This window comes from Streptomyces anatolicus, from assembly GCF_019400875.1.
In the GTDB taxonomy this organism is placed as follows: domain Bacteria; phylum Actinomycetota; class Actinomycetes; order Streptomycetales; family Streptomycetaceae; genus Streptomyces; species Streptomyces anatolicus.
In genome coordinates, this window is sequence record NZ_WMBF01000057.1 from 1 (window position 1) to 22,040 (window position 22,040).

The following is a 22,040-nucleotide window of genomic DNA, read 5'->3' on the forward strand; positions in this document are numbered from 1 at the left end:
GGGGCAGCCTCCACTCGCGCTCGGGGCTGCGTACGGGGCGCCACCCCCACTCGGGGGGCCACCCCCACTCGGGGGGCCACCCGCTCCGCCCGACGTCGGCGCCCCGCACGCCGGGCAGTACTGCGCGGAGGCCGAAACGGGGTCGCCGCAGGAGGTGCAGGGGCGGGTGAGCGCGGTGCGGCACTGTTCGCAGTAGGCAGAGCCGACGCGATTCTCGAACCCGCAGGACTGGCAACGCATGACATCGCTTCCTCATCCCCACGCTAGCACTCCGCACTCCCCTCGGCGCGCTGGAGTCACGCCTCTGACCTGCGGATTCGCGCCAGTCCCCGACCGTCCCACCTCACGCCCGCTGAACGCGTACATGACATTGTTACCCGACCGACCCACGACGTTCACACGGCCGTACGCACATCCGTGCCACCCTCCCGATGGTTGATCGGTCAACTCGCGTAGACCGCACGCCCCTTGAAGCACTTCGGGAAAGGACACCCCCCACATGCCCGCCCCCCGCGTACGCCGCTGGAAACCCCTCGCCCTGACCGCCGCCGTGCTCGCCGGCATCACCGTGCCGGCCACGGCCACGGCCACCGCGTCCCCCACAACGGCCCCGGCTCCCCTGGCGGTTGGCGCCTATGACGACACGTACTACAAGGACGCGCTCGGCAAGACCGGCCCCGCGCTGAAGTCCGCGTTGCACACGATCGTCAGCGACCAGACCAAGCTCTCGTACGACCAGGTCTGGGACGCGCTGAAGACCACCGACCAGGACCCGGCCAACAGCGCGAACGTGATCCTGCTCTACACCGGCACCTCGCGGGCCAAGAGCGCGAGCGGCGGCGACCAGGGCGACTGGAACCGCGAGCACGTCTGGGCCAAGTCCCACGGCGACTTCGGCACGGCGACCGGCCCCGGCACGGACATCCACCATCTGCGCCCCGAGGACGTCACGGTCAACAGCATCCGAGGCAACAAGGACTTCGACAACGGCGGCGGCGCGGTCGCCGGGGCGCCGGGCAACCTCACGGACGGCGACTCGTTCGAGCCCCGGGACGCGGTCAAGGGCGATGTGGCCCGCATGATCCTCTACATGGCCGTGCGCTACGACGGCGAGTCCGGCTTCCCCGACCTGGAGCCCAACGACAAGGTGGACAACGGCAGCGCGCCCGCCATTGGCCGCCTCTCGGTCCTGAAGCAGTGGAACGACGAGGACCCGCCGGACGCCTTCGAGAAGAACCGCAACCAGGTCATATTCGACAAGTACCAGCACAACAGGAACCCGTTCATCGACCACCCGGAGTGGGTGGAAGAGGTCTGGTGACCTAGCTGTCCGTCACCGCCCGCCACCGCCCTCGAACTCCTTGGGCGGTGGCCCACCGCCGGTGTCGGCGAAGAACTGCCAGAGCGTGACCAGTGCCACCGCCTGCGCGACCAGGTAGGCGAGCTGGAGTGAGAAGTACCGCATCTGGTAGATCGACAGGAGCAGGCCGACGCGGCTCTGCCAGAAGCGACGTTCGCCCTGGAAGATCTCCAGGTCGAGGGCGATTCCGGTGAGGGTGAGCACGGGCAGCATCGTCACCACGATCAGGACCAGGTCGCCGTGCCCCTGGTCTACGGCGAAGTTGCCCAGGGCCTCGGGAACGGCGGGCAGAGCGAAGGCCGCGGCGACGGCCAGCGCCTTCACCGGGCCGCGCCGTCCCGGCAGGGAGCGCCACAGTGCGCCGAGCACGAAGCCCGCGCCCGCCCAGCAGGTCTGCCAGAGGAGGAAGCCCTCGACGGTGTCGGGCAGGCCGAAGCCGTAGTACAGGTTGGCGCGCCACTGGTCGCCGCGGATCCATCCCGACCAGACGACCACCGCGCTCGCCGGGATGCCGAAGAAGCAGGCAATGACGGCGGCCCTGCGGCCGTTGTCCCACCAGGTGTCGCGCGGGCCGAGGGCGAGCGCCACGTCGACGACCGAGACCTGGGCCGGCAGCCGTCCGGTGGCGCCCGCGCTGTCGGTCCAGGCGTGCAGGCCGCGCACCTCCTGTTCGAGCAGGCGGCGTTGGAGTATGTCGTCATCCGACTGGCCTTGGTCGAGGCGGCGCATTTTCGCGTGGATCTCGCGGTAGCGGCGGGCCCGGCCGAGGATGTCGGCGCGCCGCGCGGCGGTGACGGTGACGCCGAGCCGTTCCTTCGAGGGCGAGGACTCCAGGACGCGGTGAAGCACGGCTCTGCGCGCGCCGAGGGCGATGACCAGCCGCAGGGCCGCCATGTTGAAGAAGATCCATAGGGCACTCAACACGGCGTTGTTGGCGAAGTAGCCGAGGCTCATGCCGACGATGACGGGAAAGAAGAGCAACAGGAGCCGCCGCCCCTCGGGCTCGTCGGCGAGCGAGCCGGGGGGCGGGGCGGCGCCGGGCGGCGGCGTGATGGTGGTCGAAGGCCGCGCAGCAGCGCCCCTCAGCGCCGCGAAGAGGGCGAGGCCGGTGAGGAGCCATACCGTCAGCCACCAGTTCTGGCTGTTCACGATGAACCACGTGACGTGCCCGCGCAGTTCGCCGCGGTGCTGGAGGCCGTACAGGGCCTCGGTGTGCCGGCTCAGCCAAGCGGCGCGCTGCCAGTTGCGTTCGACGGCCAGGAAGTAGCACGCGCCGACCGCCAGGGTGAGGGCGACGATCACCGGGCCCGCGTACCGCAGCAGCAGCTCGCGCGTCACCCCCGGCGTCTTCCCGCTCGGCGGGATCAGATCGCCCTCGCGGGCCAGGCGCCAGGCGGCGGCGGTGAACGCCAGAAAGGTCAGCGCCTGGGCGCAGCCACCCGCGACGCACAGCGAGGAGAACGCGAAGTACGACGTTCCGCCGCTGATGTCGAGGTCGTCGGGCAGACCGAACAGGTCTGGCTGGAAGGCCACGCCAAGTACGGGCACGGTCAGCGCCAGGGCCGCTCCGACGATGGGCCGGGGCGGCCGTCCGAAGGCCAGCAGCAGGACGGCCGTACAGACCGAGGCGGCGAAGACGAGGCGGGGCTCCCTCGCCGTCCACAGCTCGTCGTCGCCGAGGGCCTTCAGCCAGCGGAGCGCGATGGTGTCGCCGTCGAACACGAGGGCGGTACCGGCCGAGACCCACGCCCAGTCACCGAGCATCCGCGCGGAGCGGAGTTCGAGGGTGCTCGCCCCGGCGCGCCGCCGTAGCCGGGCGGCCGCGTACAGCATCAGCCCCGACATCACGAACGTCCAGGCCAGATTGCCGCCGTGGTGGAAGTTGGCGAACAGGAAGCGGTCGTCCTGCGCCGCGAACGAGCGCTGCCACCCCGGTGCGATCCGTACGGCGACGGGCGGCGGCGCCTCCTCGCCCTCGGGGCGCCACACCAGCGCGGTGGCGCCTTCCCGCGTGGCGGGCTCCGGCCGGGCGGACTCGGCTCCGGGGGCGCCCGGGTCGACGAGGATCTTCGTCCAGTTCACGCGGTGGAGTCCAGGGGCCGGTTCGAAGAGGAGCCGCCAGCGGGCCGTGCCTTGCTCGACCTTCCAGGGGCCGAGCGTGAACTCGCCGTTGTCCTCGTCGATCCAGGAGAAGGTGTCCAGCGTGACCAGCAGGCCGCCCTTCTCCGCGGCCACCCGTGGGCTTCCCTTCGGCCGCCACTCGTTCCACCAGCGGTGCTGCGTCGCGAAGGGGCGGGCGACGCAACCCATGGCACGGCGGTATCCGCTCGTGTCCTCGCTGAGCAGCAGGGACTTGGCGTACCGCCAGGAGTACGGGACGTGGACGGTCAGCCGCGCGCTCACCTTGGTGTGGACGGTGCCGCCGTGTGCGAGGCGGATGGCGGCGCTCGCCTTGGCCTTGTCCAGGCCCGCGGTGGCGCACCACCGGTCCACCGGCTTCTCGCGTACTCCCCCGGGCTCCGCCTCCGCTCCGGCCGGGGCGGGCCAGAGAACCGCGCAGAACACGACCAGCAACAGCACCGCGCGTGTCCTCAACAACCGCCCCCTGAAACCGAGTCACCGCCCCAGCCAGTCTCCAGGAACATGCCCGCTTCCGCGAGGTGGCCAAGCGGTGATCCAGGGTAGGTCGCGGGAGCGTCTAGATTGGGGCTTGATCGTCGAACTACCTGATGTAGGTCCCAGGAGGCTCCGTGTCAGAGAACGACCCCCAGCTCGGCTCCGCCGCCGACGTCCGCGCGCGCATCGACACCAGCAAGCCGCACTCCGCACGCTTTTGGAACTACTTCGTCGGCGGCAAGGACAACTACGAGAAGGACCGCGAACTCGGCGACCACATCAAGGAGATCTTCCCCGGCCTCGTCGACGTGGCCCGCACCAGTCGCCAGTTCCTCGGCCGCGCGGTGCGTCACCTGGCGATAGAGCAGGGGGTGCGGCAGTTCCTCGACATCGGCACCGGGCTGCCGACGGCGGACAACACCCACGAGGTCGCCCAGCGCGCCGCCCCGGACGCGCGCATCGTCTACGTCGACAACGACCCCCTTGTCCTCGCCCACGCCCGCGCCCTGCTGACCAGCACGCCCGAGGGTGAGACGGCGTACATCGACGCGGACCTCTACGACCCCGAGGCGATCCTGCGGGAGGCCGCGAAGACGCTGGACCTCTCGCGGCCGGTGGCCCTGATCATCCTCAACACCCTCGGCCACGTCGCCGACCACGAGCGGGCCCGCGACCTGGTGGACCGGCTCATGGCCGGTCTGCCGTCCGGTAGTTACCTGGTGATCAGTGACTCGACGGCCACCAGCGAGGGCATGATCGCGGCGTCGAACGAGTACAACAAGAGCGGCGCGATCCCCTACTACGTACGCGACGTCGAGGAGATCGGCGCCTTCTTCGACGGCCTCGAACTGCTGGAGCCGGGCGTCGCGCAGGTCACGCGCTGGCGCCCGGACGTGGAGGACGCGACGACGGTGGACGCGTACGGCGCGGTGGCCCGCAAGCCGTAACGCCCCCGCGTCCCCGGTCCCTCCCCTCGCCAACTCGGGCGCCCCGGCGCGCCCGCCCAACGGAAGGAAGCAACGGCATGGCCGTCATCTACAAGACCGAACTCAAGCCGACCAAGCTGGAGCTGCTGACCTCCTGGCTGCCTTCGCGGCCGTGGTACCTCGGGTCGGATGAGCCGGCGCTGGTCAAGGCCGGCGGATTTCGGCTGGATGATCCGGAGGGCGCGGTCGGGATCGAGTTCATCATCGTCACCGACACCTCCGGCGACCGTCCGACCACCTATCTGGTGCCGCTCACCTATCGCGGCGCCCCGCTCGACGGGGCGGAGCACGCGCTCGTCGGCACCATGGAGCACGGGGTGCTGGGGCCGCGCTGGGCCTACGACGGCTGCCACGACCCCGTGCTCGCCGCCCAGTTGCTCGCCCTTGTCGAGGGCCGGGTCCAGGCCCAGGCCCAGAGCGTCAGTGACGCCCTCGACCGCGACATCACCCGCTCCTACGCCGGTGACGGCTCCCCGCTCACCCCGGACCTCACCACTGCCGTCACCGACGACCAGGAGAGCACGCGGCTGCCCGCGCCGCAGGGCATGACCTTCCGTCTCCAGCGCGTCCTGCGCCCCGCCCAGGACGACGCGCCCGTCGCACCGCCCGAGGCGATCGGCCACGTCGCCGGGGTCTGGCAGACCCCGGACGGCTCCCGCGAGCGAGGGCTGTTCGCCGTCCTGAGCGCCTGAAGCGTGTCAGCCGTCTCGAAAGCACGCCCTGGTAGCAGAACTCCGGAAGGCACGCCCTAGTCGCAGAACTCCGCCTCGATCACCGCGTCGCTGTCCCCGGACCAGTCCCCGTTGAAATTGAAGGCCAGTGAGTGGCGGCCGTCGGCTGTCGTGACGGCCTCCGAGGTCCAGCCGGTGATGCCGCCGTGGTGGCCCCAGACCGTGACGCCGCAGCTCAGCTCGCGCTCGGCCAGGCCCAGGCCATAACGGACGCCAGGGAGCCCCTTGGCCTCGACGGTCGTCTTCATCTCGGCGAGCTGCTTCTTGGGCAGCAGCTCGCCGCGCACCAGGGCCGAGTAGAAGCGGTTCAGGTCGGCGGCGCCGGAGATCATGTCGCCCCCGCCTCCGGCGCGTGTCGGGTTCAGTTCCGTGACGTCGTAGCTCGGGCCCTCGGTGGAGTCGGCGAGCTTCGCGTAGGCCCGGCTGCTCGGCCTGGGCACCTTCGGGTTCGTACCGGGGACGGAGGTGGCGTGCAGGCGGAGCGGTTTGATGAGGCGGTGGCGGATCTCCTCTCCGTATGAGTTGCCGGTGGCCTTCTCGATCACCATCGCGGCCAGGGAGTAGTTGGTGTTCGAGTACTTCCAGGAGGTGCCCGGGGTGAAGTCGGGCTTGTTCGCCATGGCGTACTTCACGTGCTGGTCGAGGGGGACCGTGTCGTAACGGGTCCGGAAGAAGGCGTCCTTGAGGATGTATGTCCGCACGAACTCTTTGTCGTCACGGTAGTTGAAGATGCCGCTGGTGTGGTTGAGGAGCTGGCGGAGGGTGATCCGACGGCCGTCGTGGAGGTTGCCCCGGACCACGCCGGGCAGCCATTTGTCGACCTTGTCGTCCAGGGACAGGCGGCCCTCCGCCTCCAGCTGGAGCAGCACTGTGGCGACGAAGGTCTTGGTGATGCTGCCGACCCGGAAGTGGTCTTCGGTCGAGCGCGGCCGCCCGGTCGTGAGATCACCGACACCCGAAGTGCCTTTCCAAGTACCGAATTTGTCCTTCGCTTGCCCGACGACACCGGGAACGCCGCCCTGCACAGCAGCGTCCATCGCTTCCCGTGTCGCACTGTGGTCGCCGGTGGCCGGCGCGGAGCCGGGGACGGCCACCGCGCCGGCCGCGAGCGAGGTCGCCGTGAGAGCGACAGCTCCCACCAGTCCGAGGCGCAGGCTGCGGGTTGCTCTCATGAGTGGGTAGGTCCTTCCGTCGAGGATCGTTGATCTTCGACGGAAGGGACACGGCGGCGGAGGAGCGGGTTGCCTGCCACTGAGCGGGTTGAGCGCTTTCGCGCCTTGCCGGGCACCATGCGGCTCAGCACAGGCGGCGGACGTAGATGTCCGTGGTGCGGTCCGGGTGGTCGGGCACCAGATTCGTGGAGTCCGACTGGAACGCCACCCGGCAGCCGCCCCGCGCCGGGACCGGGGCCTCCGCCCCGTAATCGGGGAAGCCGCCGTCCGCGGCGACGCTGACCCGGCGGGTCGCCGCGAGGCCCTGCTGCCGCAGATCGCGCAGGTAGGCCGCCGAGCCGCACCCCGGCTCGGCGGTGGCGCAGGCCCCCGTGGTGTACGCGACGTACCGCCCGTCGGGGCTGATGCGCGGCGACCTCGCCGCCTTGTCGAGCGGGCCCCCGTCGGGCGCGGTGCTCGCGAGGACCGTGCGGCCGGTGTGGAGGTCGTGGACGAAGACCTCCCACAGGGCGTAGGGGTGGTTGGCGGGCTTGCCGTCCCGGTTGGTCACGTACGCGATGAAGCGCCCGTCCGCGCTGAGAGACGGCTGCCCGTACCAACGGCTGACCGGCGCCGGGTCGCCCGGCGTGTGGTCGACGACGTCGAGTCGGCCGGTGCGGCGGTCGCGTACGTACACCGCGCTCGCCATGTTCACCCTGCTGTCGTCGTACACGCGGAAGGCCACGCGGCGCCCGTCCGCGCTGAGCGTCACGTCACTCAGGAGCGGCCCAGGGGCAAGGGGTTCGCTGATCTGCTCCGTGGTGCCGCGCTCGCGGTCGCGCAGGTAGAGCGTGGCCTTGGAGAAGGGGGGCCCGGGCACCTCGACGTACCCGAAGAAGGCCGCGTAACGGCCGTCGCCACTGAGCGCGGCGAGGCTGGAGCGCCGGAAGGCCGCGCCGTCCGGGCCGATGCCGACGAACTCGGTGCGGCCCTCGCGCAGATCGCGTACGTAGGCGTAGTCGCCGTCGGCGGGCCGTTCGCCGGGCGCCAACGCGGGGTCTTCGGAGGAGAAGCCGACGACGCGGCCGTCACCGCTCAACGCCCCGTACCAGGAGCCCTCTTGGCTCTGGCTGCCGTCGTCGGCGACACCGGCACGGGTGAGGGAGCCGGTGCGGCGGTCGCGGACGAAGACGTCACCGCGGCCGTTGGTGTCGTCCGGTATCAGGTTGGACGCCTCGGAGTCGAAGGCGACGTACCGGCCGTTGTGGCTGATCTCGGGAGCGATGGAGCGGGCGTCGCCCCGCGTGCCGTCGGCCGCCGTACTGATGATCTCCGTACGCGGGGCGGGGGAACGCCAGTGTGCCGCGGCAGGCGCCGGTGCCGCGCCGAGGAGGGGCAGCGTCGCGGTGAGCGTGACGGCCGCCGTCACGACACGTCTCCAAGTGACCATGTTCATCCCTTCGTGGCCGGCCGCATCAGACGCAGCAGGTTGCCGTGGTAGATCTGCTCGCGAGCGGTGTCCGTGAGGTCCAGTGTGTCCAGGACGCGGATCGTCTCGCGGATGAATCCGGGACCGCCGTCCGGATCGAAGGGGCAGTCCGTCCCGAACAGGACGTGGTCGGTGCCGAAGAAGTCCAGGCCACACCGGATGCCGATGGCGGAGCCCGAAAGTGCCGTGTCGGCGTAGAAGCGGCGGAAATACTCCAGTGGCGGACACGGCAGCGCCGTGCTCCGCAGCCGTGCGAGGTCATCTCCCGAGGTGCGGCTGCCCAGTTGTTCGCTCCAGCCGAGCCGGATCCGCCCTTCGAGGGAGGGAATCATCGCCCCCACGTCTCGTACGGCCAGCCGAGCGCCCACCAGATCTCGTACCGGGAGGTGTCCTCGATGGCGTAGTCGGCAAAGCCCACGCCCCGGGTGGGGTGCAGCTAGATGGGCAGGTCCCGCCGGGCCATCTCCACGAGCCAGCCGAGCACTTGGCTCAGCGGCGGCAGCGACGACGTGTCCGCCGTGCGCCCGGCAAGCTCCCAGAACGCGGCGCCGCCGGAACCACCCGCGATGCAGTTCGACGCCTACCTGCCCGAGCCGTGCCACCATCTCGCTGTTGCAAGTCGGGCAGATCCGGGGGATGGGATCGGTGGCACCCCAGCGAGGCCAGCCGCCGACTTTCCAGCCGGGTGCGCCGGCCGACTCGCTGTCGTAGAACTCCTGCGGGTACGACGCGTAGGCGCTGCCCACGGCCGTCTCGGCTACCTGCCACAGGCTCCAGTTGCCGCGCTGCTCCTGGAGTTCCTTGCTCAGCTCAAGGTGGTCGGGGTATTCGGTGACCTGCTCCGGGTTGAGCAGGCCCCGACCCGCAGCTCTACGTCTGCCCGACGGCGGTGGGCGTGGCCGGGCCGGGCGGGCGTCACTGGCCGTCATGCCTCCTAGCCGCCCGGTCGTGGCGGCGAAGGAAGTACACCAAGCGACCTGCCGCGGCGATCGCTCCGGGGCCGAACAGGAAGAGGGTGAGGGCGATCATCTCGGTGTCTCCCACGGTGGCCCAGAGGAAGAGCCCCACCATGGCGAGCAGCAGACAGAACAGCCAGCCCGCGTGGGCCCGCGGCGCCGTTTCCCGGTCGAATGGGGGCATCAGCCCCAAGATCACGCCCATGACCGAGACGGCCAGGAAGAGCGCGGCGGTACTGACGAACGGGACGAGCAACAGAGCGAACAGGGCGGTGCCCGCTACCGCTCCGCCAAGCCGGGACCAACCGCCCTGGCCCCTCAGAGCGAGGATGAACCCCACCGTGCCCAGCAGCGCGATGATGGCCAGCATGTGTGTCCTCCGGTAGCTCCACGCTCCACGGCCCTCGTGTGTGCGCCCTGCCGCGGCAGGTGGTGACGACGAGACGCGCGCTCGCCCCAGGCGCGCGGCGGTGGCCGCGCGCCTGAGGCGAGCATGGTCCATCAGGCTAACCGCTGTGTTCGGGGGCCCCCTCCAGATCCTTGTCGGCGCAGAAGTACGCCCGCTTCGGGTTCGTACCGGGGTCGGACGGAGGAACCGAGGTAATGCCCCACGGGTTTCCGCTGTGACCGCTGTCCGAGGTGCACGAGCCGAACGGATTGGCCCACAGCGGAGCACCGCTGCCGGGGTCGGGGACGCGGCTGAACCGCACGAAGTCCCCCGTCGTCACGGGTCCCTTCGAGTCGCGGGAACCGCCGTCCAAGTCCATGGCCTGGTTGTTGTGGTACAGGTACTGGTCGGGCATGTGGCTGGAGCGCAGCACGGGGCTGTCACCGCGCTTCTTGATCGAGCCGTCCGCGCACGCCTTGAAGTTCAGCTCCTGCCAGATGGGCGGAGCCTGGCCGAAGACCGACCCCGCGACGGGCCCGGTCGCGCCACCTGTGTTGAACATGGCCTGGAATGATTCCGTGGCGATCTTCACGACCAAGGGGGAGAGCCGTTTGTCGTCGTAGACCCGCTGCTGCCAGCGGTCCATGGCCTTCGACGCGGACTTGGCACCGATCATGGGCCGGTAACCGATGGAGCCGCCCGAGGTGTAGAGCGCGGCGACACAGGTGTTGTTGTCGGTGAGCTCCGGCGCCCGGCCCGCGAAGGCGTAGGCGCGGCCGGGCATCACCCCGGTCTTGGTCGGATCCGCCGTGGAGTTGCGGCCGTCGTGCTCGTTGAGGTCCTTGGTCGTGTATGTCAGGTCCGGCGGCTCGATGCCGTAGTCCTGGTGGAGTGCGGTGAAGAAGTCCATCAGGTACGACGGCAGGTGCGTGTCGCCCGTGCGGTTGTCGTACTGGACGGCCTGGCTGCCGTCGACGATCTTTCCGTCCTCGCCCACGACGAAGGACACCTTGGCCTTGGAACGGATCTTGTAGCGGCCGTCGTCGGTGTCGAAGTGCGAGGGCTTGGTCGCGCTCGTGGGCCGGTCTTTGTGGCTGTTGGCGAACCCGATCCACCGTGCCAGGCTGCTGCCGTCCGGGTGGTTGACCGGATCGGTGCCCGCGCGTTCGATCTCGGCCTTCCACCGCTCCATGGCGGCCTTGGTCTTCGGGGCCAGGCAGCTCGCGTACAGGTCCGTGCCTTCGCAGTCCTTGATGGCGGCGGTGTCCGAGGCGAGCTTGTGCCCCCAGTCGTAGAGCTTCTGCCGCGTCTCGAACGGCGAGCTGACGATCCAGGAGCTCTTCTCGTCGCCGTCGATGTTCTGGTTCTCGTCGAACAGGCCCACCGCGTCCACCGTGTGCTCGGCGTACTTGCCCTTGATGGGAGCGACGGCGATCGCGTCGAAGGCGATGTCCTCGTCTCCGGTGCCGTCGCGTGTGGTGGTGCTCAGCCTCACCTTGGGGGCGCCGTCGAACATGAAGGCGCCGAGGTTCACCCAGCGGTTCTTGCCGCCGCCGCCCATGTTCTTCTGGTCGATGATCCGGGTCCGCGTGCCCTTGGCCGTTTCGATCTCGTACTTCGCGTACGCGGTGTGGGCTCCGTGGTCCGGCAGGTGCACCATGACCTTCGCGGGGCCCTTGACGTCCTTGGTGAACTTCCAGGTGCCGGTGAACTTGAGGCGGTTGCCCTTCTGGTCGTTCTGGCGGGTGTGGCCGAAGTAGAAGTGGGCGCCGAAGCCCGCGCCGAGCTGATGGATGTCGACCTTGGCGGGCCACACGGGGACGAGGGTCGTACCGTCGTGGCCGAGGCCGGCCTCCTCCGTCACGAAGTCGAGGCTGAAGCTGCCGTTGTTGGCGAGAGGAGCCATGGCGCACCCTGATCTGACTGGCGTCGTGCCCGCGGGCAGGTCATCGACGATCAGGGCATTGGCGGGCAGGCCGGTGGTGTTGCAGTTTGGCGGGTAGGCGGTGCCGTCGGGCTCTTCGGCCCAGTCCACGGGGAAGCGGGTGAAGTCGTTGCCGCAGGAGTAGTCGCACTTGTCCTTCCACTTGACCGACTTGTTCCACCAGCACTTGAAGTCACCGCGCTTGCAGGGGCCCGCCCCGTCCTCGTTCTCCGCCCCGTCACCGATCTTGCCGGGGTCACAGTCGTTGGCGGAGGTGCAGAACACGCCCTCCGGCGGCTTGACGCGCGCGCGGTTGTACTTGGCCGAGCCCTCGACCTGGGCGCTGCCCTCGGTGCCGTTCCACCATGCGGCGCGGAACGCGGGCACCATCGTGCCGGGAGCTTCCATGAACGCCGGCGGGTGCGCGGCAAAACCGAGGACCTTCTCCTGGTAGGGCCAGTCCTGCGGGTGTGCGGCGTCCGATGCGTCCTCGTCGCCGTTGCTCTTCTCCATGAAGGGGTCGCGTCCGGCGTCCCACTCCGGGTTGGCGGGGTTGTTGGCCCAGCCCACGCCCCACGGCTTGCCGTCGTTCTTGTTCGGGTGGAATCCGGCGTTGTACGCCCACAGGGCGAAGGACCAGTTCTCCAGCTTCGCCGAGTCGCCGTCGTTGACCTTGAGCCCGGCCTTCCTGGTGTCGTTCCACTTGGAGGCCAGGATCTGCAGGCCTGCGGCCACGTTGGCGCTGTAGTCCAGGGCGACAGCACGCTGCTTCTCGTACGGCCAGGCAGTCCCGCCCTTGCCGTGCTCCCGGCCCGCCATCCGCATGTGGTCGGTGACCTGGGTGATGCCGTAGCCGCAGTCGGCTCCGTTCCAGTTCACGTCCCAGTCGTTGTCCGGGTTCCCGTCGTAGTAATCGATGCCGTAATAGTTGCCGATCAGCGGGTTGCCGGTGACGCCGGGCACCGTGGAGCGGGAGGCCTGCCACATGTTGGACTCCTGCGTGGTGACGCCGAGCATCACCTGCGCGGGCACGTTGCCGCCGCCTTCCAGGGTCGGCTTGGGGAAGAGCGTCTGAGGCCTGTAGGCAGGCATGCCCAGGTTCTTCCAGTTCGCCGGGCGGCTGGCGTGCTTGTCGAGGTTGCCGCGAACTGCCTGGTTGACGGCCCATTCGACTTGGCGCGGCTTGGGCTGCGTCGCCTGATTGCGCGGATCGTTGCGGGGTACCGAGCAGACGCGCTCCGACTCCACGATCTCGTTCCGGCCGGAGACGCCGGCCCGAAGGCCCGCGCTGTTCGCGGCCTTGCCGCCGCGGCGTGCCTTGCCGTGCGGAAGCGCGGGGGTGCGCTCGTTGCCCTGGGCGCTGAACAAGGCGCGCCGCTTGCCGGGCTCCACGGTGAACGCGACCTTCTTGCCGCTGTCCAGCGCGGTCAGCTTCACGTTCACGGGGCGGGGGCCGGCTGCCGCGTCGGCGCGGATCAGGGTTCCCTGCCCGTCGGTCCACGCGGTCTCGGTAAGGACCGCCTGACCCCGGGTGGAGACCAGGGCGTCCTTGGGCGTCCCGGCCAGCCTCCGAACCGTCCCGGGCAGCTTCGCGCTCGGCCGGGTCTTGCCCGTGACATAGACGGTACCGCCGCCACGGGTGAGACCGGTTTCGGTCAGCGGGCCTGTGGCCAGCACCTTCGCCCTGTTCTTCGCCAGACGGGGCGTACCGGCCTGACCGGAGGTGATGCGCTTTACCCGAGTCATGGCCGTCGTGCGGCCACCAGGGGCCTCGGAACGGCCCTTGTCCGTCGCGGTGTTCTTGCCGTGCGCCCGCTGCCGGTCCAGGAAGACCAGGCCGCCGTCGGCGTCCGGGGTCAGTCGGTACGGTACGGCGTCCGTGCGCACCAAGGGGGTCTGCTTGCCGTCGCCGTCGACCCGGACCACCTGTGCGCCCGCGGCGGCCACGATCGCGCCGCCCTTCGCGACGACGGCGGACGTCACCTGCCCCTTGGTCTCGACGGGCTTGGACAGCTTTCCTGTCACCGCGTCCAGCCTGGTGAGCCGGGTGGCGCCCTTCTCCTCCCCGCCGGACTGGGTCAGGACGGCGCTCTCCCCGACGCCGCAGCCCGGGTTGTAGTACGACAGCGATACCTGAAGCGGAAGCTTCGTCACCGCTCCCGTCTCCAACTGCACGACGGCAGCGAACGCACCGCGCGCCATCAGCTCGGGCTTGTTGGTGAACGTGCGCGGCGCGTACACCACCACGGCACGCTTCCCCGAGCCGGTGACGCAGGCGTTGCCGATCCAGGCGTCCGTGTCGAACCCCGGCTCGGACAGCGACGCCGTCGTCTTCCAGGCGTAGCCGTCCTTCTCCCGTGCCGTCAGAAGGTGGAAGCCGTGGGCGTCGCTCGTCGTCGCCCAGGCCCGGTCCCCGGACTTCTTGTAGTCGCCGCCCAGCAGGGACTTCCGGTCTCCCGGCGGCACCGTGTCGGGCTGTTCCTTCGCCGGTTTGGGCATCGTGGCTTTACTGCCGACCGGCGCTTCGGGCGGATCGTCGGCCCAGGCCGCGCCCTGCAGCATTCCCCCCAGCACGGCCCCGGCGGCGATCGCCGCCAGCGGAGCCCGTGCTCTCCTGCCGATTCTCACTTCGTCTCCTCGTCGTGGTGGGTCGCGCGGGCAGCACGACCGCGGCCCCCGCATGCGTGTTGCGCTGCCGGGGCCGGATAGAAAAAGAGAGATACCGGCCGTGGCGGCCGTGTGGTCAAACGGCAACCGGGGCCGGCATCTGTGGCGGGGCCTCCACCGTCATCGCTCGGTGAGGCGGCGAGAGTTCTCCTTCACCCCTCGGTGAAGCGGGCGGAGGATTCGCCTCGGTCCGCCGGGAGAGCGAGGCGCGTCAGACCGCCCTCGCCTTGGCGACCGCGTCCTTCGTCGCCTTGGCGGCGTCGTTGAACTCCTCCAGGTGTTCCGCGATGGCGGCACGCTGGATCTTCGACTCCGCGTCGAACCACGTCCGCTCGACGTCGTGCTCATCGCGGCAGGCAACGTCCGCCTTCGCCGTGGCGATCTCCTCGGGCGTCACCTTCTCCGGGTCGCCGAAGGCGGGGTCGTCACTGGCGTCCAACGGCTGCTTGTAGTCGTAGCCCTTGCCCTTCATGCAGGACGACCACTTCGCGAACGCCTCGGCGACCTCGGGGACCTCCTTGGACTTCACGAAGGACTCACCGTTGATCTGCTCGACGATGGCGGGTGACTGCGCGTCGGGAACCTTGCCGTCGACCTTCTGCACACAGCCCTTCAGCGTGGCCTCGTCGGCACCCGACTCGTCGACGGCCCCGGCTTCCATCGCCTTGTCGTACGTCTCTTGCTCGCCCTTGTCGGGGTGGTAGCCGCGCTCGGCGGCGAGTTCGCCGTCGTGGAGGCCGTAGCGCCAGTCGGTCAGGGTCTTCCCGCCGAGCTCGGGCAGGTCGGGAGCGGGCTTCCAGGCGTCGAACCCAGCAGCGCTCATGCACTGGTCGATCAGCTCGTCCCGGGACGAGGTGACCACCTTGACCTGCGTCTTCGTCGGCATGTACGACTCAACGGGGAGGCGCCAGGTCGCCGGGTCCTCCGGGTCCCCCACGTAGGCCCGTGCGACCTGCGCCTGGGCGCCGGCGCTCCGCACGCTCGACTCGCGGTCCCCGTCCGATGCGGCCTGACCGGTCGTGAGGTACATGCCACCCACCCCCGCGGCGACCGCGAGGATCCCGACCGGGACAATCGTCTTCCCTATCAGCTTCATGCTCTTTTCCCCCCTCTGCTCCGAGCGCACTACCTGGTCCACTTGAACGACGCGTTGTTCTTGTAGACGTTCCGGAACCAGGCGATGCTCTGACCCGGGTTCATCACGTCCTGCGCGCCCCTGTAGCCGGTGTGGTAGTACACCCGCGCCTTGTACTTGTAGTGCTCGTTCTCACCCGACGCGGCCCGGTTCTTGAGCTTCTTGTTGGAGCCCGGCCACGGATTGCTCGCCCCCTGAGGGCAGAAGCGCAGCGCGGACGTGACCCCCACGACCCCATCCGGCACGTCATTGAAGTTATAGACGCTGTGGCCGATGTTCCGATAAACCCCGTTCTGGCCGCGCTCGTACCAGAGATGGAGCTTGAACTTCGAGTTAGAGGGGTCCTTGCACGCCTGCGGACTGTAGAGATTGTCCGTGTCGAGGGCGACGGCGGCGGGGCTCCCGGTACCGATGACGACGGCCGCGAGGCCCGACGCCAGCGCGACGCCCTTCCCCAGCCTCCGTCTTCTCGTTTCCCTGCGCATTCGGTGTCCTTTCAGCGTTGAACTCCCCTGACTGCCCCCGCAGTCAGTGATTTGCACGCTCCAGAGTTTTGCAATGGGAACGTACGAACGATCACCCTAGGCATGGCGGGACACCGACAACAGACCGGTCATCCCCCTTGGCTCATTTGCACACCAGGGCGTCACGAGGCTCTGCGAGGCCCCACCACCCGGCGCTCCGCCCGCCCCTTGGGGCCCTCACCCATCAGCAGGTTCGGTGAAGATCGCGTGCGCAAGGCGCCGGGTTGATCCAAGTTGGCCTAAACCAATCCGAGGCATATGCCTGCGGTGGGGAGGCGGCCCCTACCAGCAGAAGCCAGGCGAAATCACGAGGGAGAGCAGCACCGCCCGTGCCTCACCGGGGAGCCTCCACAGCCGCTCCACCGCGGGCCGGTGACCGCTCCGGCTTCACGTGAGCTTCACAAGTTCGCGCCGCGCGTGGGACCTTGGCTCCGAATCACTCAGTACGCCTTTGCGGCGAGACCTCTCATGCCGTCACGGAGTGAAGGCGACCGCTAGTCACCCACTCACACGACGTTAGTTGATGGCACAAGCAAATCTGTTCTCGTGTGCGGGTGCGTCGTGGTTGCTCGCGCAGTTCCCCGCCGGGCCGCAGTGTCAGTCGGCAGTACGCTACCGCTGGCCCGTCCGGGTGTATCTCCGCCCGGACTCCGCGTGCGCCGCCCGCGCTTCGCTCCGACTCACAGCGAGCAGCGTGAGAGCTTGGGTCGCATGATTCCTCCCCCACCCCCGGACCAGCACCCGGATCCGGCCCCGGACCCGGAGCCGGACCCGCGCCGCACCTCAGGTACGCAGCCCGGCGGGGGCGTGCCGCCGGGCGAGAGTCCGCCCGCGGACGGCGGCATGTCGGAGACGGGGCCCGCCCACGATCCGCCGAAGGGATGGTCGAAGGGCCCCCTCGCCCTCATCCTCGGCCTCTCCCTGCTGATCGCCGCGTTCTTCCTCGTCTACGCCCTCGTCCTGCTGCTCTGACACCGCCACCGCGGCCCCGTGGTCCCAGCGCAGCTCCGCCCAGACCGTCTTGCCCACCTGCCTCTCCACCACCCCCCACTCCGCCGCCAGCGCCGCCACGATCACGAGCCCCCGGCCCGACTCCCCGTCGGCCTCCGGGGGTTCTGGCGTTCTAGGGGGCATACGTTCGGCGCGCGTATCGCTCACCTCGATACGCAGCGTGTCCGTACGGAGCGTGTCCACGCGGAGCGTCAGGCGCAGCTCGAAGTCGCGGCCCGGCACACGGCCGTGCGTCGCCGCGTTCGCCGCCAGCTCGGCGACGATCGCCTCCGCCGTGTCGGACAGTTCACTGTCGTACGCGATGCCCCAGCCGTCCATGTGAAACCTGGCGAGCCGCCTCGCGAGGCGGGCGCCCCGGGGCGTGGCGCTGAGACGCTGGGTGAATTCCCGCGCAGTGGTCGCGGGTTGGGCTTGCGTTGGCATGGCGCCCACCGTGGCCCCGCCGCGACCCGTGCACCAGCAACCAAACCCGTACGCTCCGTCAGCGTACGAGTACAAAGGGTGGACACGGCGGGTAACCGTCCGTGACCATTGGGGCGTTGGCGGGGATCGGTACACGAGCGTCGGGGGTTGCCCGAGATGTCGTCAAGCAGTAAAGAGCCCGAGGCGTCGGACGGTCTGAAGACCTTCGGCGCCGTCCTGAAAAGCTTCCGCAAGCGCGCGGCGGTGACCCAGGAGGAACTGGCCGTCGAAGTCGGCTGCTCCTCCCACTTCCTGGCCTCGATCGAACAGGGCAGGCGGTTCCCGCCCCCGGGATTCGTCGATCGCTGCGAGGCGTCACTGGACGCGTTCGGTACGTTGCGCCTGGCGGCGAATCAGCTCACGCGGAAGCCGGGGCTTGCCAAGTGGTTCCGCCAGTGGGCCGAGATGGAGCAGGAGGCGATCGCCCTCTATACGTACGAATGCCGGGTGATCCCCGGTCTGTTGCAGACCCCGGCATACGCTCGCACGGTGTTCGCCAACCGACTTCCGCCCCTCAGCGACGAGCAGATCGGGGAGAAGCTGACGGCTCGCATGGAGCGGCAGCTTGTACTCATCGAGCGGCCGAACACGGCGTACAGCTTCATCCTGGAGGAACACCTGTTCCTGCGCCATGCGGGCGGGCATGACGTCACCATGGAACTCATCGACCATGTGCTGGCGCTCGCCGAGCGCAGGAACATCGAGGTGCAGATCATGCCGCTACAGCGGGAGAGTCATGCCGGGATGGACGGTCCCATGCGGCTGCTCGAGACGCCGGAGAACAAGTGGTTCGCCTATGCGGAGGGGCAGCGCAGTGGCCAGCTCATCTCCGACCCGCAAGAGGTCAGTGTGCTCCACATGCGGTATGCCAGGATGCGCACACAGGCTCTCTCGTTCGAAGAGTCTGTGAATCTGCTGAAGCGGCTGCGAGGAGCATGATGGGCACCCCCGAACTGGCCTGGTTCAAAAGCAGTTACAGCGGCGGAGACGGCGACGACTGCGTAGAAGTAGCCCTGAATTGGCGCAAGTCGAGCTACAGCAGCGGCGGCGACGGAGACTGCGTAGAGATCGCCCCCTGCCCCACCACCATCCACGTACGCGACTCCAAGAACCCCGAAGGGCCCCAGCTCGCGCTGGAGCCCCGGGCCTGGGCGGAGTTCTTGGGCTACGCGTCCCGCGACTGACGCTGGGCCGCGACCAGTTCCCTGGCCTCCTCGTCCGTCGCTACCGACGGCGGGGAGCCCTCCAGGGGCTGGCGGGCCGTCTCCTTCATCGCGGCGACCGCGAGGATGCCGACGAGGCCCGCGAGCATCGTGTAGAACGCGGGCATCAGGTCGTTGCCGGTCGCGCCGATCAGCGCGGCGACGACCAGGGGCGTCGTACCGCCGAAGAGCGAGACGGAGATGTTGAAGCCGATGGACAGGGAGCTGTACCGCACGTCCGTGGGGAAGAGGGCGGGGAGCGACGAGGACATCGCGCCGAGGTAGCAGACCAGGGCGAGGCCGAGGATCAGCAGGCCCGTGAAGACCGCCACCGTGCCGCCCTGCTTGATCAGCAGGAAGGCGGGGAGGGCGAGGACGAAGAAGCCGACCGAGCCCGCCATCAGGACCGGCTTGCGGCCGATGCGGTCCGAGAGGCGGCCCACGGAGTTGATGAGCGCCATCAGGATCAGCATGACGATCACGATGGACATCAGTCCGCCGGTCTCGCCGAAGCCGAGCTGCGTGAGGTACGTCGGCATGTACGAAAGCAGCATGTAGTCGGTGACGTTGAACGCGGCGACCAGCGCGATGCAGAGCAGCATCGCCCGCCACTGGCCGATGAAGGAGTCCTTGAAGGACTTCTTCTGGCGTTCGGCGGCGGGGCCCTCGCCCTCCTCCATCTTCTGGAAGGCGGGCGACTCGTCGAGCTTCAGCCGCAGGTAGAGGCCGATGAGGCCGAGCGGGGCGGCGACGAGGAACGGGATGCGCCAGCCCCACGACTGCATGGCGTCGTCGCTGAGCAGCATGGTGAGCGTGGTGACGAGGACCGCGGCGACCGTGTAGCCGATGAGCGTGCCGAACTCCAGGAAGGAGCCCCAGAAGCCGCGGCGCTTGTCGGGGGCGTACTCGGCGATGAAGGTGGCGGCGCCGCCGTACTCACCGCCCGTCGAGAAGCCCTGCACCATGCGGCAGAGGACGAGCAGGACCGGGGCCCAGACGCCGAGGGTGGCGTAGCTCGGGATGAGGCCGATCGCGAGCGTGGCGGTCGACATCATGATCATGGTGAGCGCGAGGATCTTCTTGCGGCCGACGCGGTCGCCGAGCGGGCCGAAGAACATGCCGCCGATGGGGCGGACCAGGAAGGCGGCGGCGAAGGTGGCGAGCGAGGAGAGGGTCTGCGCGGTGTCGTTCCCGGAGGGGAAGAACTCCTTGCCGATGATGACGGCGAGGTAGGCGTAGACGCCGAAGTCGTACCACTCCATGGCGTTGCCCAGCGCGGTCGCCTTCACCGCGCGTTTGACCTGCGCCTCTTCGGTGACCGTGATGTCCGACTGGCGCAGGCGCGGGTGCTTGCGGCGCTGGATCGCCCGGAAGAGCGCGCGGTGCCGGGCGATGGCCTCCGGAGCGGGCTGTGCCGGTGTTTCTGGTGCTTCGGGCGCGCTCACGGTGTCTCAGTCACTCTCTCGTCGGCGTCGACGTCGGCCTCGGCACCGGCGTCGGTCGTTCGGTGGGGCTGACGGTTGTTGATCATCCTTCTGCCCTGCGGGCGTCGATCAACACTGCCAGTCGGCGGACGGGAACGTGCCCGCTGATAGTCCTCGCGGCGAGGGCCGCAAGTCCCTGCCACGAGGGACTTGAGACCCGGTTACCGCTACGACTACCGCTACCGCTGCCGATGACCGGTTCGCGTCCGACCACGGCGAGGTCAGTGCGAGACCGCCCACTGCACCCCGTGATGCCGGGGCTCCTCGATCTCGTCCAGGAGCGCCACCGCCAGATCCGCGTGCGATATCCGGCCCTGGCCCACCACCGTGCCGACCGCGCCCCGGTAGCTCCCGGTGGCCTCGGCCTCGGCGTTCAGGTCCATCGGGGGGACCACCATCAGCCAGTCCAGGCCCGTCGCCTCGGCCCGCAGCAGTTCGAACTCCGCGACATGCCCCTGGGAGAACGACCGGTACTCCTCGGGGAATTGGGGGTCGTCCATCGCCCGTACGCCCGGCGAGACCTCCAGCGTCGTCGCGATGCCGAGCACCAGGAGCCGGCCCACCCCCGCCCGGCCGAGGCCGTCGACCAGTGCCCGCGCGGCCGAGGTGAAGTACTCCTCGGACGGCAGGTCGAGGCGGACGGTGGCGTTGATCGCCGCGTCGTGGCCCTCGGCGGCCTCGGCCACGGCGTCCGCGTCCGTCACATCACCGCGCACCACCGTTACCGCATCCGAAGCGCCGAGGTCGGCGTACTTGGCCGGGTCCCGCACCACCGCCGTCACCCTGTGCCCGCGCCGCACGGCCTCCGCCACCGCCGCGCGCCCGACACGTCCGCCTGCGCCAAAAATCACGATCTTGCTCATGTGTTCCTCTCCGCACCGCCCGTTCGGGCCGGTCGAGGAGGACGGTAAGCGGGAGGTGGCCGGTTACTTCAACGGAACCGGTTCTATCGTCGGGGCATGACCGCACCTTTGAGCGCCGATATGTTCGACCCGCACTGCGGGCACCGCATGCCCATCCGGGTCGGTGACAAGTGGAGCGGCCTGATCCTGCGCTGCCTGGAGGACGGGCCCCGCCGGTTCACCGAGCTGAAGGTGCCGCTCAAGGGCGTCGCCCCGAAGGTCCTGACGGAGACGCTGCGCGCGATGGAGCGAGACGGCTGGCTCACCCGGACCGCGTACGACGAGAACCCCCCGCGTGTCGAGTACGCCCTCACCGAACTGGGGCGCTCCCTGCTCGCCCCGATGGACGTGGCCTGCGCGTGGGCGCGCGAGCACCTCGACCAACTCCCGCGCCTGTCCGGGCCCGCGCGTCCGGCCCCGGACCACTGACCCGAGGGGCCCCGCGCCCGGCGCACTCCTGTGGGGGATCGCGCACGCCGAGCGGATCGGCGAGGCTTCTGCACAGTTCACGGAACCCGAGGAGCCTCCATGAGGAAAAAGTTCTCCGCACTGCTCGTGGCGGCGGCCGCCACGGCCGCCGTCACGGTCCCGCTCTCCCCCGCGCACGCGGCCGACGGGTACGACCGGTGCCCCGACGGCTACTACTGCATGTTCTCCGGCCTCGACGGGACCGGCGACATGATCAAGCTCCGGGGCAACACGCCGGATCTCGCGGCATTCGGCATGAACGACCGGGCGAAGTCGGACTGGAACCGGACGGCCTCGACCATCTACCTCTGGTCCGACGCGCACTACACGGGCTGTACGGCCGTGACCTCCGCCGGCCCCACCGGCAAGGGCAACTTCTTCCCCACCTACCAGGACTTCTTCAGCTCGGTGCAGTTCGACGGGCCGGGCGGGCCCAGCTGCGGCACGCCGCCCGGCGAGGACCGCTGACTTTCCGACAGGGGGAGGTAGAAGAGGGGGTAGAAGGCTGACGGTCGGTTAGAGGCGGGAGGCGTGCGGGGGAGACATCTCGGTACGCCCCCTCTCGTACGCCCCGCCCGTACGCC

The 22,040-nt window shown here is 69.5% G+C and carries 19 protein-coding genes and 1 pseudogene; 8 read left to right on the forward strand and 12 right to left on the reverse strand.

Features of this window, described 5'->3' with window-relative positions; all coding sequences use genetic code 11:
* On the reverse strand, positions 1 to 240 hold a 240-nt coding region (locus GKQ77_RS34070), incomplete at its 3' end, for a double zinc ribbon domain-containing protein (RefSeq protein WP_219688090.1).
* 259 nt (positions 241 to 499) lie between these two features.
* On the opposite strand from GKQ77_RS34070, the gene GKQ77_RS08515 reads away from it, so the two are divergent.
* The gene (locus GKQ77_RS08515) at positions 500 to 1,321 is read left to right on the forward strand and encodes an endonuclease I family protein (protein WP_219688091.1); all 822 of its coding nucleotides are present in this window, start codon (positions 500 to 502) and stop codon (positions 1,319 to 1,321) included.
* Between the two features lie 12 nt (positions 1,322 to 1,333).
* Here GKQ77_RS08515 and GKQ77_RS08520 read toward each other — a convergent pair whose 3' ends face one another.
* Positions 1,334 to 3,940: a DUF6185 family protein gene (locus tag GKQ77_RS08520; RefSeq protein WP_219688092.1), complete on the reverse strand. Its 2,607-nt coding sequence runs from the start codon at positions 3,938 to 3,940 to the stop codon at positions 1,334 to 1,336.
* A 170-nt stretch (positions 3,941 to 4,110) separates the two neighbouring features.
* Here GKQ77_RS08520 and GKQ77_RS08525 point away from each other — a divergent pair, with 170 nt between their 5' ends.
* Both GKQ77_RS08525 and GKQ77_RS08530 read left to right on the forward strand, forming a co-directional pair.
* Complete coding sequence (locus GKQ77_RS08525) at positions 4,111 to 4,923, forward strand: SAM-dependent methyltransferase (RefSeq protein WP_219688093.1); 813 nt, start codon at positions 4,111 to 4,113, stop codon at positions 4,921 to 4,923.
* A gap of 77 nt (positions 4,924 to 5,000) precedes the next feature.
* Positions 5,001 to 5,654, forward strand: coding sequence for a maltokinase N-terminal cap-like domain-containing protein (locus GKQ77_RS08530; RefSeq protein ID WP_219688094.1), 654 nt, complete (start codon positions 5,001 to 5,003; stop codon positions 5,652 to 5,654).
* Between the two features lie 56 nt (positions 5,655 to 5,710).
* Here GKQ77_RS08530 and GKQ77_RS08535 read toward each other — a convergent pair whose 3' ends face one another.
* The 7 genes from GKQ77_RS08535 to GKQ77_RS08565 form a co-directional block, all read right to left on the reverse strand.
* A complete protein-coding gene (locus GKQ77_RS08535; protein WP_219688095.1) occupies positions 5,711 to 6,865 on the reverse strand; it encodes a serine hydrolase domain-containing protein in 1,155 nt (384 codons plus the stop codon).
* A 124-nt stretch (positions 6,866 to 6,989) separates the two neighbouring features.
* A complete protein-coding gene (locus GKQ77_RS08540) occupies positions 6,990 to 8,273 on the reverse strand; it encodes a TolB family protein (RefSeq protein ID WP_219688096.1) in 1,284 nt (427 codons plus the stop codon).
* 23 nt (positions 8,274 to 8,296) lie between these two features.
* Positions 8,297 to 8,665 carry an amidohydrolase family protein gene (locus GKQ77_RS08545; RefSeq protein WP_258021031.1) on the reverse strand — a complete coding sequence of 123 codons (369 nt, stop codon included), beginning with the start codon at positions 8,663 to 8,665 and terminating at the stop codon, positions 8,297 to 8,299.
* 583 nt (positions 8,666 to 9,248) lie between these two features.
* Positions 9,249 to 9,659, reverse strand: coding sequence for a hypothetical protein (locus GKQ77_RS08550; protein ID WP_219688098.1), 411 nt, complete (start codon positions 9,657 to 9,659; stop codon positions 9,249 to 9,251).
* 136 nt (positions 9,660 to 9,795) lie between these two features.
* The gene (locus GKQ77_RS08555; RefSeq protein WP_308117592.1) at positions 9,796 to 14,229 is read right to left on the reverse strand and encodes a golvesin C-terminal-like domain-containing protein; all 4,434 of its coding nucleotides are present in this window, start codon (positions 14,227 to 14,229) and stop codon (positions 9,796 to 9,798) included.
* Between the two features lie 250 nt (positions 14,230 to 14,479).
* Positions 14,480 to 15,364, reverse strand: a complete 885-nt coding sequence (locus GKQ77_RS08560) for a hypothetical protein (RefSeq protein WP_219688099.1) — start codon at positions 15,362 to 15,364, stop codon at positions 14,480 to 14,482.
* Positions 15,365 to 15,393: 29 nt separating this feature from the next.
* A complete protein-coding gene (locus GKQ77_RS08565; RefSeq protein WP_219688100.1) occupies positions 15,394 to 15,888 on the reverse strand; it encodes a hypothetical protein in 495 nt (164 codons plus the stop codon).
* A gap of 750 nt (positions 15,889 to 16,638) precedes the next feature.
* Between GKQ77_RS08565 and GKQ77_RS08570 the strand changes: the two genes are divergently transcribed.
* Complete coding sequence (locus GKQ77_RS08570) at positions 16,639 to 16,899, forward strand: DUF6480 family protein (protein WP_219688101.1); 261 nt, start codon at positions 16,639 to 16,641, stop codon at positions 16,897 to 16,899.
* A 96-nt stretch (positions 16,900 to 16,995) separates the two neighbouring features.
* Here the strand turns inward: GKQ77_RS08570 and GKQ77_RS08575 are convergent.
* Positions 16,996 to 17,361, reverse strand: a pseudogene (locus GKQ77_RS08575) (ATP-binding protein); the annotation flags it as partial.
* Between the two features lie 156 nt (positions 17,362 to 17,517).
* Between GKQ77_RS08575 and GKQ77_RS08580 the strand changes: the two are divergent.
* Together GKQ77_RS08580 and GKQ77_RS08585 are read left to right on the forward strand one after the other, a co-directional pair.
* Positions 17,518 to 18,339: a helix-turn-helix domain-containing protein gene (locus tag GKQ77_RS08580; RefSeq protein ID WP_219688107.1), complete on the forward strand. Its 822-nt coding sequence runs from the start codon at positions 17,518 to 17,520 to the stop codon at positions 18,337 to 18,339.
* Positions 18,339 to 18,584, forward strand: coding sequence for a DUF397 domain-containing protein (locus GKQ77_RS08585; protein WP_219688108.1), 246 nt, complete (start codon positions 18,339 to 18,341; stop codon positions 18,582 to 18,584). Before GKQ77_RS08580 ends, GKQ77_RS08585 begins: the two co-directional genes overlap by 1 nt.
* Here the strand turns inward: GKQ77_RS08585 and proP are convergent.
* Positions 18,566 to 20,047 carry a glycine betaine/L-proline transporter ProP gene (proP, locus tag GKQ77_RS08590; protein WP_219688102.1) on the reverse strand — a complete coding sequence of 494 codons (1,482 nt, stop codon included), beginning with the start codon at positions 20,045 to 20,047 and terminating at the stop codon, positions 18,566 to 18,568. The two genes, GKQ77_RS08585 and proP, sit on opposite strands and share 19 nt — an antisense overlap.
* A gap of 260 nt (positions 20,048 to 20,307) precedes the next feature.
* Positions 20,308 to 20,949: an NAD(P)-dependent oxidoreductase gene (locus GKQ77_RS08595; protein WP_219688103.1), complete on the reverse strand. Its 642-nt coding sequence runs from the start codon at positions 20,947 to 20,949 to the stop codon at positions 20,308 to 20,310.
* Between the two features lie 96 nt (positions 20,950 to 21,045).
* Between GKQ77_RS08595 and GKQ77_RS08600 the strand changes: the two genes are divergently transcribed.
* Positions 21,046 to 21,417, forward strand: coding sequence for a winged helix-turn-helix transcriptional regulator (locus tag GKQ77_RS08600; RefSeq protein WP_219688104.1), 372 nt, complete (start codon positions 21,046 to 21,048; stop codon positions 21,415 to 21,417).
* 99 nt (positions 21,418 to 21,516) lie between these two features.
* Positions 21,517 to 21,924 (forward strand): peptidase inhibitor family I36 protein, encoded by a 408-nt coding sequence (locus GKQ77_RS08605; protein ID WP_219688105.1) that lies wholly within the window; start codon positions 21,517 to 21,519, stop codon positions 21,922 to 21,924.
* Positions 21,925 to 22,040: the final 116 nt, after the last annotated feature.

What these genes read in the sequence shown, in the direction of transcription:
- GKQ77_RS08515 (WP_219688091.1), top strand. Translation starts at nt 500, where the DNA reads ATGCCCGCCCCCCGCGTACGCCGCTGGAAACCCCTCGCCCTGACCGCC.
- GKQ77_RS08530 (WP_219688094.1), top strand. Translation starts at nt 5,001, where the DNA reads ATGGCCGTCATCTACAAGACCGAACTCAAGCCGACCAAGCTGGAGCTG.
- GKQ77_RS08535 (WP_219688095.1), bottom strand. Translation starts at nt 6,865, where the DNA reads ATGAGAGCAACCCGCAGCCTGCGCCTCGGACTGGTGGGAGCTGTCGCT.
- GKQ77_RS08545 (WP_258021031.1), bottom strand. Translation starts at nt 8,665, where the DNA reads ATGATTCCCTCCCTCGAAGGGCGGATCCGGCTCGGCTGGAGCGAACAA.
- GKQ77_RS08550 (WP_219688098.1), bottom strand. Translation starts at nt 9,659, where the DNA reads ATGCTGGCCATCATCGCGCTGCTGGGCACGGTGGGGTTCATCCTCGCT.
- GKQ77_RS08560 (WP_219688099.1), bottom strand. Translation starts at nt 15,364, where the DNA reads ATGAAGCTGATAGGGAAGACGATTGTCCCGGTCGGGATCCTCGCGGTC.
- GKQ77_RS08565 (WP_219688100.1), bottom strand. Translation starts at nt 15,888, where the DNA reads ATGCGCAGGGAAACGAGAAGACGGAGGCTGGGGAAGGGCGTCGCGCTG.
- GKQ77_RS08570 (WP_219688101.1), top strand. Translation starts at nt 16,639, where the DNA reads ATGATTCCTCCCCCACCCCCGGACCAGCACCCGGATCCGGCCCCGGAC.
- GKQ77_RS08580 (WP_219688107.1), top strand. Translation starts at nt 17,518, where the DNA reads ATGTCGTCAAGCAGTAAAGAGCCCGAGGCGTCGGACGGTCTGAAGACC.
- GKQ77_RS08585 (WP_219688108.1), top strand. Translation starts at nt 18,339, where the DNA reads ATGGGCACCCCCGAACTGGCCTGGTTCAAAAGCAGTTACAGCGGCGGA.
- GKQ77_RS08595 (WP_219688103.1), bottom strand. Translation starts at nt 20,949, where the DNA reads ATGAGCAAGATCGTGATTTTTGGCGCAGGCGGACGTGTCGGGCGCGCG.
- GKQ77_RS08600 (WP_219688104.1), top strand. Translation starts at nt 21,046, where the DNA reads ATGACCGCACCTTTGAGCGCCGATATGTTCGACCCGCACTGCGGGCAC.
- GKQ77_RS08605 (WP_219688105.1), top strand. Translation starts at nt 21,517, where the DNA reads ATGAGGAAAAAGTTCTCCGCACTGCTCGTGGCGGCGGCCGCCACGGCC.